The organism is Mesorhizobium sp. M0119 (genome assembly GCF_040322615.1).
Classification (GTDB): domain Bacteria; phylum Pseudomonadota; class Alphaproteobacteria; order Rhizobiales; family Rhizobiaceae; genus Mesorhizobium.
Window position 1 is genome coordinate 39,466 of the sequence record NZ_JAMYTU010000002.1, and the last position, 11,994, is coordinate 51,459.

General features: G+C 64.6%; 10 protein-coding genes. 8 read left to right on the top strand and 2 right to left on the bottom strand.

The features are described 5' to 3' along the window. Positions 1–35 precede the first annotated feature (35 nt). On the bottom strand, positions 36–2,654 hold the full coding sequence (hrpB, locus tag NKJ40_RS02090) for an ATP-dependent helicase HrpB (RefSeq protein WP_352464339.1): 2,619 nt from the start codon (positions 2,652–2,654) through the stop codon (positions 36–38). A 76-nt stretch (positions 2,655–2,730) separates the two neighbouring features. Then, positions 2,731–3,621 carry a DMT family transporter gene (locus NKJ40_RS02095; RefSeq protein WP_352464341.1) on the bottom strand — a complete coding sequence of 297 codons (891 nt, stop codon included), beginning with the start codon at positions 3,619–3,621 and terminating at the stop codon, positions 2,731–2,733. 27 nt (positions 3,622–3,648) lie between these two features. On the opposite strand from NKJ40_RS02095, the gene NKJ40_RS02100 reads away from it, so the two are divergent. The 8 genes from NKJ40_RS02100 (at position 3,649) to NKJ40_RS02135 (ending at position 11,919) form a co-directional block, all read left to right on the top strand. Further along, entirely contained in the window at positions 3,649–4,338 is a 690-nt protein-coding gene (locus NKJ40_RS02100) for a PIG-L deacetylase family protein (RefSeq protein WP_352464343.1), read from the top strand. A gap of 212 nt (positions 4,339–4,550) precedes the next feature. Then, entirely contained in the window at positions 4,551–5,882 is a 1,332-nt protein-coding gene (locus NKJ40_RS02105) for an ABC transporter substrate-binding protein (RefSeq protein ID WP_352464345.1), read from the top strand. A gap of 112 nt (positions 5,883–5,994) precedes the next feature. After that, the gene (locus NKJ40_RS02110; RefSeq protein WP_352464771.1) at positions 5,995–6,942 is read left to right on the top strand and encodes a carbohydrate ABC transporter permease; all 948 of its coding nucleotides are present in this window, start codon (positions 5,995–5,997) and stop codon (positions 6,940–6,942) included. After that, a complete protein-coding gene (locus tag NKJ40_RS02115; RefSeq protein WP_352464347.1) occupies positions 6,939–7,889 on the top strand; it encodes a carbohydrate ABC transporter permease in 951 nt (316 codons plus the stop codon). The genes NKJ40_RS02110 and NKJ40_RS02115 overlap by 4 nt, the downstream gene beginning before the upstream one ends. Next, entirely contained in the window at positions 7,886–8,086 is a 201-nt protein-coding gene (locus NKJ40_RS02120) for a hypothetical protein (RefSeq protein ID WP_352464348.1), read from the top strand. The genes NKJ40_RS02115 and NKJ40_RS02120 overlap by 4 nt, the downstream gene beginning before the upstream one ends. A gap of 3 nt (positions 8,087–8,089) precedes the next feature. Further along, the gene (locus tag NKJ40_RS02125; RefSeq protein ID WP_352464350.1) at positions 8,090–9,202 is read left to right on the top strand and encodes an ABC transporter ATP-binding protein; all 1,113 of its coding nucleotides are present in this window, start codon (positions 8,090–8,092) and stop codon (positions 9,200–9,202) included. Then, positions 9,195–10,208 carry an ABC transporter ATP-binding protein gene (locus tag NKJ40_RS02130; RefSeq protein WP_352464352.1) on the top strand — a complete coding sequence of 338 codons (1,014 nt, stop codon included), beginning with the start codon at positions 9,195–9,197 and terminating at the stop codon, positions 10,206–10,208. Before NKJ40_RS02125 ends, NKJ40_RS02130 begins: the two co-directional genes overlap by 8 nt. Before the next feature lie 67 nt (positions 10,209–10,275). Then, positions 10,276–11,919, top strand: coding sequence for a dihydroxyacetone kinase subunit DhaK (locus tag NKJ40_RS02135; protein WP_352464355.1), 1,644 nt, complete (start codon positions 10,276–10,278; stop codon positions 11,917–11,919). Positions 11,920–11,994 lie beyond the last annotated feature (75 nt).

An 11,994-nucleotide genomic window follows, 5' to 3' on the forward strand; every position in this document is an offset into this window, starting at 1 on the left:
CTGGCCTTCCGTTCGGGATGACAGTCCGGGAAGCGTCAGGTACCGCGCGGCTTGGCGCGGCTGGTGGCGGCGGCGAGAAGCGGGTTCTCTGGCCAGACATGCCTGGGATAGCGGCCGCGCATGTCTGCCCGCACATCGGCCCAGGAGCCGCGCCAGAACCCGGGAAGGTCGCGCGTCGTCTGGATCGGCCGATGCGCCGGCGACAGCAATTCGAGCGTCAGCGGCACAGTGCCGTTGGCGATCGCGGGATGCCGGTCGAGGCCGAACAGTTCCTGCACGCGGATCGCCAGCACCGGCCATTCGCCGTCATAGCGGATCGGTAGCCGGCTGCCCGACGGCGCGTCGAAATGGGTCGGCGCCAATGTGTCTATCTTGCGCTGCAATTCGTGCGGTACCAGCGTCATCAGGCCTTGCGAAAGCATGCTGGGATCAATCGCCGCAAAGGATGCGGCACCGGAAAGGAACGGCAGCAGCCAGTCGTCGAGGCGCTCGACGAGCGCGGCATCGGAGACATCGGGCCATGGCGCGCCGAGGCCGCGATGCAGCCAGCCGAGCCGCTGCCGCAACGTCTCCGCCTCCCTGTTCCACGGCAACAGGGACAGGCCGTGTTCGCGCAAGGCGCCGAGAATGGCGCTGTCTGCGTCGGCACCGGTCGGCGCCGGCAGCATGCGTTCGGACAACATGATGGCGCCGAGGCGAACCGTTTCGCGCACCCGCACCGCGCGCCTGTCGCGGTCGAAGCTCACCTCGCGGCGGGTCTCGATCTTTTCCGCCAGCGCGGCGCGGATATCGGTCTCATCGATGGATGCCGCCGCGGTGATGCGGGCGTTCTGTGACTTGCCCTGCAGGTCGGCGACGATGAGCCAGGTCTCGCCGGCCAGCGGATCGGAGGCGTCGAGCATGGCGCCGGAGCCATTGGCAAGCACGAAGCGGCCACGCTCGCCGCGCGCTTTGGCAATCCGATCCGGCCAGGCATGGATGAGGAGAGCGCCGGCGGTGCTGCCCTCCCCCTTGAGGGGGTCCGAAGGACGGGCGAGACCCGCGGCTCGCCCCGGCGCGTCGATCCGCGTCGCGGTTCGGGGTGGGGTCGGTTCGGGCACGCCATCGGCGACCCCGCCGCGTCTCCCTCGTCTCGCTGCGCTCGGCTCGCTCGCCGACCCTCCCCTCGAGGGGGAGGGTGAAGCCTGCTTTGCCAACCTCTCGGCCAGCTGCCGGGCAGCGGTGGCACGCGGCGATCTTTCGGCGTGAAAGCGCATCAGCCGCCGTTCGAGATCGGCACCGTCGCCGCCAAGGCTGCGCTCGGTCAATAGCACGGCGAGCATCGCCGCCTCGAGCGCCTGTCCGGTCCTTGCGGCCTCGGCGACCATGTGGGCGAGCCGCACCGGTAGCGCCAGCCTGCGCATCGCGGCACCGGCATCTGTCAGGCGTCCTGCCGCATCGACCGCATCGAGCGCACGCAGCAGCGCCCTCGCCTCGGTGAGCGCCGGAGCCGGCGGGGGGTCGAGGAAGGACAGGCTGGTCGGATCGGCGACGCCGAACGCGGCGCAATCGAGCAACAGGCCGGAAAGATCGGCTTCGAGGATTTCCGGCGGCGTGAAGGCCGGCAGTGCCGCCGTCTGCTCGGCCCGCCACAACCGGATGGCGACGCCGGGCTGCGTGCGCCCGGCACGGCCGGCGCGCTGGTCGGCGGAAGCGCGGGAAGCACGTACCGTCTCCAGCCGCGTCAGGCCGCTCGCCGGCTCATAGCGCGGCAGCCGCGATAGGCCGGAATCGATGACGACGCGCACGCCGTCGATGGTGATGGAGGTTTCGGCGATCGACGTCGCCAGCACGACCTTGCGGCGGCCGGGCGGCGCCGGCTTGATCGCCGCGTCCTGCGCCGTGTTGTCGAGCATGCCGTAGAGCGGCACGATGTCGGTGTCGGCGCCGACCTTGCCCGCGAGCCGCTCGGCGGTGCGCTCGATCTCGCGCTGGCCGGGCAGGAAAGCGAGCACGCTGCCCTCCTCCCCGGCAAGCGCCGAGCGGATCGCCCTGGCCATGGCATCTTCGATGGTGACGCCGGCCGGCCGCTCGTCATAACGGATGTCGACCGGGAAGGCGCGGCCTGCGCTCTCGATCACCGGCGCGCCGGACAGCAGTCTTGCGACACGCGCGCCATCGAGCGTCGCCGACATCACCAGCAATCTGAGGTCGGGCCTCAGCGCACTTTGCACGTCGAGCGCCAGCGCCAGCCCGAAATCGCCGTCGAGCGAGCGTTCGTGGAACTCGTCGAACAACACCGCCGCGACACCGGGCAGCTCGGGATCGTCGAGGATCATGCGGGACAGCACGCCTTCGGTGACGACGAGAATCCTGGTCTTTGCGGAAGTGCGGTTTTCCATGCGCATGGCATAGCCGACGGTTTCGCCGGGCTCTTGGCCAAGCAATTCGGCCATGCGGCGGGCGGCAGCGCGGGCGGCGAGGCGGCGCGGCTCGAGCAGAATGATTTTTCCGGCGCCGAGCCATTCAGCGTCGAGCAGCGCCAGTGGAACCAGCGTCGTCTTGCCGGCGCCGGGCGGCGCCACCAGCACGGCGCTATTGCCATGGCCGAGCGCTTCATTGAGCGCCGGCAAGACAGCGGAGACCGGCAGTTCCGGCAAAGGTTTTGTGGTCATTGTCCCAAGGACGTGCAGCCAGTTGGCAGCGACCGCATATCAGCGGTGGCGGTCGCGGCGCAACCTCGGCGCCGACTCAAAGCCTGGTCCGCGAAAACGGGTTCCAGCGCACGGTGCCGAGCCGCACCTCCTCGCGCACCATCGTCAGCAGGCCGGAACCGCCGACCACGGCCAAGCCGACCAGCGACAGAAAATCGGGATATTCCCTGAAGAACAGCGCGCCCAGGACCACGGCCCAGACGATCTGCGAGTAATGCGTCGGCGCGATGCGGTTGGCCGGTGCGTATTTGACCGCCAGCAGATGCAGCAGCTGACCGCCGGCGGTAAAGGCGCCGGCCAGCACCAGCCAGCCCCACTGCCTTCCATCCGGCAGCGAGAACGAGGTAGCCGCCGCACCGACGCCGTTGAAGAGCAGGCCGTAGCCGATCAGCACGCCGAGCATCGTCGTGCGCTTTTCCTGCGCGGCAAGCGAACGCATCAGGATGACATTGGTGGCGGCCAGGAAGGCGATGATGAACGCCGCCAGATGACCAAGGTGCAACTCGCGAAACCCAGGCCTGACGACCAGCATCACCCCGGCAAAGCCAGCGACGACCGCCAGCCACCGCCATGGGCCGACCTTCTCCTTGAGGACCAGCGTGGCCAGGATGGTGACGAACAGCGGCGCCAGGAAGATCAGCGCATAGACTTCCGCCAGCGGGATGGTGGTGAAGGCGTAGACGCTGAGCACGCCGGAGGCGATGCCGGCCCAGGCGCGGGCCTGTACCGCCCAAGGCCGGGTCGTGCGCCAGAAATCGCGCCAGCGCTCGCCTGCCGGCCTGGCAAAGAGCAGGAAACAGCCGGCAAACAATGTCGAGAAGAAGCCGATCTCGAAGACGTTGAACTGCCCGCCGAGGCTTTTGACAACCGCGTCGCTGCACGAATAGCTTGCATAGGCGATGAGAGCGAGCAGAATTCCGTTGGGCACGTTTTTCCGTTTCCGGGAGAGATGAGAGTGAAGATATTGGCGCTTGGCGCGCATCCGGACGACATCGAGATCTTCGTGTTCGGTACGATGGCCGCCTATGCCGCGCAAGGCGCAGAACTCTTTTTTGCCATAGCCACGGATGGCGCCAGGGGCGGCTACGGCGATCCGGCCGCGCTTGCCCGCACGCGCCGCAAAGAGGCGACGGCGGCGGCCGGTCTGCTTGGCGTGACGCCGCGCTTCATCGATTTTCCCGATGGCGCGCTGGTCGCCGACGCCGCCCTGATCGGGGCGCTGAAGGCGTTGATCGGCGAGATAGGGCCGGATCTGGCGATCACGCATGCGCCGAACGATTATCACGGCGACCATCGCGCGCTATCGGATGGCATGCGCATCGCCGCATCATTCTCGGTGCCGGTGCTGCATGCCGACACGTTCGGCGGCACCGGGTTTTCGCCAACGCACTACGTCGATACCTCCAGGCATTTCGGTCTCAAGGCGGAGGCGATCCGGGCGCACCAGTCGCAGGATCCCGAGCGTTTCGTCGATGCGGCGCGCACGCAGAACGCCTTTCGCGCCGGCCAGTGCAACGGCCCAGCCGGATCGTTCGCCGAGGCCTTCCGCTTCGAGCCGGTCTTCCCCTTCGCCGATATCCGCGCGCTGCTGCCGCCGGCCCCAGTGATCCGTCCGGTGGCGGTCAGCAACAAGACGGTGACCTAGGCAGGTCGCCGCAACCTCTCACGTTGCTTTCCTATCCAGCATGCTGCGATGCAGCAACGAATTCGCTTGCCTTGTTTAGTAAAAATTGCATCACTAAACAAATTACTAAACATCCGGTGCGCCGTCGCGTCGTTGTGTTTGGGCCCCGGAGGAGGGGTTTAGCGGGCTCTTGAAACCGTCATCCGGACGCGTTTCGCAAATGGGAGGAAGGCATGAAATCGACCTTGAAACTGACGTTGGGACTGGCCTCGACACTCTTTGCGTCGACAGCCGTTTCGAACGTCGCGCAGGCAGAAGATCTGACGCTTTGCTGGGCAGCCTGGGACCCGGCCAACGCGCTTGTGGAATTGTCCAAGGACTTCACCAAGGAAACCGGCATCGGCATGAAATTCGAATTCGTGCCGTGGACCAACTATGCCGATCGCTTTCTCAACGAGCTGAATTCGCACGGCAAGCTGTGCGACCTGATCATCGGCGACAGCCAGTGGATCGGCGGCGCCGCCGAGAACGGCCACTACGTCAAGCTGAACGACTTCTTCGACAAGGAGAAGATCAGCATGGACGATTTCGTGCCGGCGACCGTCGTCGGCTACTCGGAATGGCCGAAGAACTCGCCGAATTACTGGGCGCTGCCGGCCATGGGCGACGTCGTCGGCTGGACTTACCGCAAGGACTGGTTCTCCAAGCCGGAGCTGCAGAAGGAATTCAAGGAAAAGTACGGCTGGGATCTCGGCCCGCCGACGACCTTCGACCAGCTGAAGCAGATCGCCGAATTCTTCCAGAAGCGCGAGATCGACGGCAAGACCGTCTATGGCGCGTCGATCTACACCGAGCGCGGCTCGGAAGGCATCACCATGGGTGCCATGGACGTACTCTACAGCTTCGGCTTCCAGTACGAAAACCCGAAAAAGCCCTACGAAATGGAAGGGTTCGTCAACTCCGATAAATCGGTGAAGGGCCTGGAGTTCTACAAAGCCCTCTACGATTGCTGCACCCCTCCCGGCGCCTCGAACAGCTACATGGGCGAAGGCGTCGATGCCTTCAAATCCGGCCAGGTGGCGATGCATATGAACTTCGCCTTCACCTGGCCAGGCCTGCAGAAGGACGAGAATGTCGGCGGCGACAAGATCGGCTATTTCGTCAATCCCAAAGGTCCGGACGGCGACCAGTTCGCCCAGCTCGGCGGCCAGGGCATCTCGGTGGTCTCCTATTCCGACAAGCAGGAAGCCGCGCTCAAATACGTCAAATGGTTCGCCAACAAGGACGTGCAGTCCAAATGGTGGTCGCTCGGCGGCTATTCCTGCCTCAACGCGGTCGTCAAGGACCCGGGCTTCCCGGCCAGCCAGCCCTATGCGCAGACCTTCCTCGACTCGATGGCAATCGTGAAGGACTTCTGGGCGGAGCCGAGCTACGCCCCGCTGCTGCAGGCATCGCAGAAGCGTTTCCACGACTATGTCGTTGCCGGGCAAGGCTCGGCCAAGGATGCGCTCGACGGCCTCGTCAAGGACTGGACCGAGGTCTTCCAGGACGACGGCAAGATGTAAACGGCTCCTCCCGAGCCCATGACCGAACCGTCCCGTGCCACCCTTGGCACGGGACACAGTTCAGATAAATTCCATTGTCGAGACGATCCAAGTGACCGAAGCAGGACTGACCATGCTCAATCGGACGGCGGACAGCGTTGCCCGGGCTACGCCTGAGCCGTTGGCCCGCAAGGTCCGGGGCATCAGCGACAAGGGCCTCGCCTGGCTGTTCATCTCGCCGACGATCCTGTTGCTTCTCGCCATCAACATTTTCCCGCTGTTCTGGGCGATCTATCTGTCCTTCACAAACTTTCGCGCCAATCGCCCCAACGAAATTGTGAAGAACCTTGGGCTGGCGAACTACAAGCGCATCCTCGCCGACCAGGACATCTGGATCGCCATGCAGACGACGGCGCATTTCGTGTTCTGGACCATCCTGCTGCAGACGCTGATCGGCTTTACGCTGGCCTGGCTGATCGACCGCAAGTTCCGCGGGCACGCCTTCTGGACGACGATCATCCTGGTGCCGATGATGCTGTCGCCGGCGGTGGTCGGCAATTTCTGGCGCTTCCTCTACGAGCCGCAGATCGGGCTGTTCGCCTACGCCGTCTCGTTCGTCACCGGAATCCCGGCAACGCAGATCAGCATGCTCTCCAATGTGTCGCTGGCGCCATGGTCGATCATCATCGTCGACACCTGGATGTGGACGCCTTACGTGATGCTGATCTGCCTCGCCGGCCTGCGCTCGATCCCCGAATACATCTACGAAGCGGCCGAGGTCGACCGCGCCTCCAACTGGCGGCAGTTCTGGTCGATCACACTGCCGATGGCGCTGCCCTTCATCATGCTGGCGGTGCTGTTTCGCGGAATCGAGAACTTCAAGATGTTCGACATGGTCAATTTGCTCACCGGCGGCGGGCCGGGATCGACCACCGAAGTGGCCTCGATCACGCTGAAGCGGCAGGCCTTCGAAAGCTGGCGGACGGGCTATTCCTCGGCCTTCGCCATCATCCTGTTCGTCGCCGTGTTCGGGCTGGCCAACATCTACGTCAAGGCGCTGAACAAGGTGAAGCAGAGATGAGCCTGACGTCAGCCCACTCCGTTGTCGCACCGTCGGCCACGTCGAAGCGCGTCGCCGGCACGATCATCGTCGCCTATGCGCTGATCTCGATCGTGCCGCTGCTGTGGATCTTCACCACCAGCTTCAAGACGCCGCCCGATTCGATCGCTTACCCACCGAAGATCCTGTTCCAGCCCAGCGTTGAGGGCTACTGCAACCTGTTCACGACGCGGACCAGGCAGACGCCGGAATACATCAACTCGCTGGGGCCGGCGACGGGCCTTTGCGACGAGACGGTGCGCAAGCGCAACATGGTGATCGCCGGCCCGTCGAACTTCATGCCGCGCTTCGTCAATTCGCTGATCATCGCTTTCGGCTCGACCTTTTGCGCGGTGTTCCTCGGCACGCTGTCGGCCTATGGTTTTTCGCGCTTCAAGGTGCCGCTCGCCGACGACCTTCTGTTCTTCATCCTGTCGACGCGGATGATGCCGCCGATCGCCGTCGCCATCCCGATCTACCTGATGTATCGCGAGCTTGGCCTGTCGGACACGGCTCTCGGCATGATCCTGCTTTATACGGCCGTCAACGTGTCCTTGGCGGTGTGGCTGCTGAAAGGCTTTATCGACGAGATCCCGCGCGAATATGAAGAAGCGGCGATGATCGACGGCTATACGCGGCTGCAGGCGTTCTGGCGCACCGTGCTGCCGCAGGCGACTACCGGCATTGCCGCAACAGCCATCTTCTGCCTGATCTTTGCCTGGAACGAATATGCCTTCGCCGCGCTGCTGACTTCGGGCACGGCGCAGACCGCGCCGCCCTTCATTCCGACCATCATCGGCGAAGGCGGCCAGGACTGGCCGGCGGTCGCTGCCGGCACGACGATCTTCCTGGTGCCGATCCTGGTCTTCACCATCCTGCTTCGCAAGCAATTGCTGCGCGGCATCACCTTTGGCGCGGTGCGCAAATGAACCTGACCGCAAAACGCAAATCGCGCTGGCCCGTCTGGGCCAGGCGCGGGCTGATGGAAAACGTCGCCACCGCGATCATCGCGATCGGCTTCCTGATGCTGTTCCAGCCCTTCGCACTGGTGCTCTACACCTATTCCTTCATCACCATGCTTGCCGGCACGGCGATGTTCATCATCGTCTCGAAATTTCCGGAGTAGACGATGGCCGAGATCAGGGTCGAACATCTGAGGAAGGCATTCGGCGATTTCGTCGCCGTGCAGGATTCCAACTTCGTCGTCGAGGACGGCGAATTCTTCGTCATGCTGGGGCCGTCCGGCTGCGGCAAGACGACGACGTTGCGCATGATCGCCGGGCTCGAACTGCCGACCGGCGGCAAGATCCTGCTTGGCGGCGAGGACGTCACCATGCGGCGTGCCCGCGAGCGCGACATCGCCTTCGTCTTCCAGCTGTTCGCGCTCTATCCGCACATGAATGTGAGGAAGAACATCGGCTTTCCGCTGCTGGCGCAAGGCATGCCAGGCGCTGAAATCCGGAGCCGAGTGGAAGAGACGGCGAAGCTTTTGCGGATCGACCATCTGCTTAACAAATCCGTCTCCGGGCTTGCCGGTGGCGACCGCCAGCGCGTGGCGCTCGGCCGCGCCATCGTGCGGCGGCCAAAGTGTTTCCTGATGGACGAGCCGCTCGGCACGCTCGACACCGAATTCCGCGACCTGATGGTCCATGAGCTGCGCGAACTGCACAACCGCATCCACGCCACCACCGTCTATGTCACGCACGACCAGATGGAAGCGATGTCGATGGCCGACAAGATCGCGGTGATGAACCACGGCGTCATCGAACAATTCGGCACGCCGCGCGAGATCTACGACCGGCCGGCGACGATGTTCGTCGCCGACTTCATCGGCTCGCCGCCGATGAATTTCCTCGGCTTCGGCGGCGGGCTTTCAAAGGGCGCCAGGGAAATTGTTGTGCAAGGCGCGAAGGTGGCCGTGCCGGAGGTGCGCGAGGATGTTGCGCCGGCCGAGATGGCGCTTGGCATCCGACCGGAGCACATCCGTTTCGACGACGCTTCGAAGCTGCGCGGCGCCATTTACGGCACCGAATATCTCGGCACCACGCAGATTGTGGCAGTGGAGACGGCAGACGGCATCATCAAGGCCAGGGTGCCGGCCGAAATCCGGCTCAATCCGGGCGATCATGTCGGCCTGGCGCTGAGCAGCGCGCGGCTGTCGCTGTTCGCAAAAGGATCCGGCCGTGCGGTGCGCACCGAAATCCATGACTCGGCCTCTCAGGGGAGAGCGCATCATGGCTGACGTTCACATCAAAGGCGTGACCAAGGTTTTTGGCGAGCATGTCGCCGTCGACAATCTCGACCTGCATATCGCCGACGGCGAATTCGTCGTGCTGCTCGGGCCGACCGGCGCCGGCAAGACGACGACGCTCAGGCTGATCGCCGGGCTGGAGCGGCCGGAAGCGGGCTCGATCCATATTGCCGGCCACGACACGACAACGCTGTCGCCGGCCGAGCGCGACACCGCTTTCGTGTTCCAGCAATATTCGCTCTATCCGCATCTGTCGGTCTACGACAACCTCGCCTTTCCGCTGCGCTCGCCGGCGCGGAAAATGCCGGAGGATCAGATCCGCCGCCGCGTCGAGGATGTGGCCAAGATGGTGCGCATCCACCATAAGCTGAATAATCGCTCGACCAAACTCTCGGGCGGCGAGATGCAGCGCGTCGCCATCGGCCGCGCTTTGGTGCGCAAGCCGTCGATCTACCTGATGGACGAGCCGCTGTCGTCGCTCGACGCCAAGCTGCGCGCCGATCTCAGGCTCGAGCTGAAGCGCATCCAGGCCGAACTCGGCGCCACAATGCTCTACGTCACCCATGACCAGATCGAAGCGATGACCATGGCCGACCGCATCGGCATCCTCGCCGACGGCGTGCTGGTGCAGATCGGTTCGCCGCGCACGATCTATTCTGAGCCGGCAAACCTTCACGTCGCCGCAAGGCTCGGCCAACCGGCAATCAATTTGTTGCCGGTCGGCCTGCTGCCGGATGGCGGCGCGCCGGCGGGGACCAGGACGATCGGTGCACGTACCGAACATCTCTCGATCGAGAAGGCCGCGAACGGCCATGCCGACGGCGTCGTCGATTGGGTCGAGCATCTCGGCGACCAGAACCATCTGCACGTGACGGTGGGGACCAGGAAGCTGGTGACGCTGACCGACCCCGACACCGACCTGGCGCAGGGCGACAAGATCATAATCCGCTATCGCTCGCCGCTGTATTTCGGCGCCGATGGGCGACGGCTGATGTGAGCGCTGCGCGAGTGTTTTCCTGGCACCTTTCAACCGGCAATTTCGGGCACCGGACTGGACCAATTCGATGAAGCATTTTTTCAATCGCAGGGATACGATCGTCACTGAGGCCCTGGACGGCTTTCTCGGCACGACCGGCGCCGGCGATCTCGCTCGCCTCGACGGCTATCCCGAGATCAAGGCCATTCTCCGCGCGGACTGGGATAAGACCAAGGTCGCGGTCATTTCCGGCGGCGGGGCCGGGCACGAACCCGCGCATGCCGGCTTTGTCGGCATTGGCATGCTGACGGCGGCAGTATCAGGCGAGATCTTTGCTTCGCCAAGCGTGGAAGCAGTATTGGCCGCCATCCGCGCGGTGACCGGTCCCGCCGGGTGCCTGCTGATCGTCAAGAATTATACCGGCGATCGCCTCAACTTTGGCTTGGCCGCCGAGAAGGCGCGCACCGAAGGCTTCCGCGTCGAGATGGTGATTGTCGCCGACGACATTGCCCTGCCTGACATTGCCCAGCCGCGTGGCGTTGCCGGCACCTTGTTCGTGCACAAGATCGCCGGCCATCTGTCGGAAGCAGGCGTTGATCTGGCGGGGGTTGCCGCGGCGGCGCGGGCCGCGGCGGCGGACATCGTTTCCCTCGGCATATCGCTTTCATCCTGCTCGATCCCCGGCCAGAGCCATGACGAAAGATTTGGCGTCGACGACGCTGAACTCGGCCTCGGCATCCATGGCGAACCGGGCGTTGAGCGGATTGCGGTGCAAAGTGCCGAAAGACTGGTTGCGATCATGTCGGAGCGCCTTGCCGCGCGGCTCGATCCCGCCAGTGACTACGCCTTGCTGATCAACAATCTCGGTTCGGTGCCACCGCTGGAAATGTTGCTTGTCGCCAATGCGGTGTTGGCTTTACCGCTGGCAAAAAAGGTGACGCTGACGATCGGGCCCGGGCAGCTTATGACCGCGCTCAACATGAACGGCTTTTCGCTGTCGCTGATCCGGCTCGATGCGCCGCGCGAAGTGGCGTTGCGGGCGCCGGTAGGCCCTCACGCCTGGCCGCCGGCAAGAGCCGTTCGCCCAATGAGCGTCGTGCCGGTGGCCAAAGCTGCCGGCCCGGACAACGCGTCGAACGCCAGCCGGGACGCGCGCACCGAGCGGTTGGTTGTCGCGGTCTGCGAACGGCTGATCTCGCTTGAAGGCACGTTGAACGGACTGGACGCCAAGGCTGGAGACGGCGACACCGGATCGACTGTGGCGGCCGGTGCGCGCAGCGTGCTTGGCCGCATTGCGACACTGCCGCTCGCCGACCCTGCCGCAACGCTCGCCGCCGTCGGCGACATCCTGAGCGCCAGCATGGGCGGCTCTAGCGGCGTGCTGCTGTCGATCTTCTTCACCGCCGCCGCGCAGGCGCTGCAGTCTGGCGAAACGCTTCCCAAGGCGCTTCTCGCTGGCCTGGATCGGATGTCCTTCTATGGTGGAGCGAGGATCGGCGATCGCACGATGATCGATGCCCTGGAACCCGCCTTGAGGGCGCTGGATAGGGGGAGTCTGGAAGATGCGGCGGTCGCGGCGCAACGCGGAGCCGAGGCCACCGCTGCCATGCGCAAGGCCAAGGCCGGGCGGTCCGCCTATATTGGCAGCCAGCTCGACGGCGTGGTCGATCCCGGCGCCTTTGCCGTCGCCGAGGTCTTCACTGCCCTCGCTGCATTGCTCGAACCCGCTTGACTGGGGAAGAGAATGCTTCAATTGCCGGATATGCAATTTTCTCGTACTGCCGGCAGCGCAGGGGCCAGGAGCATG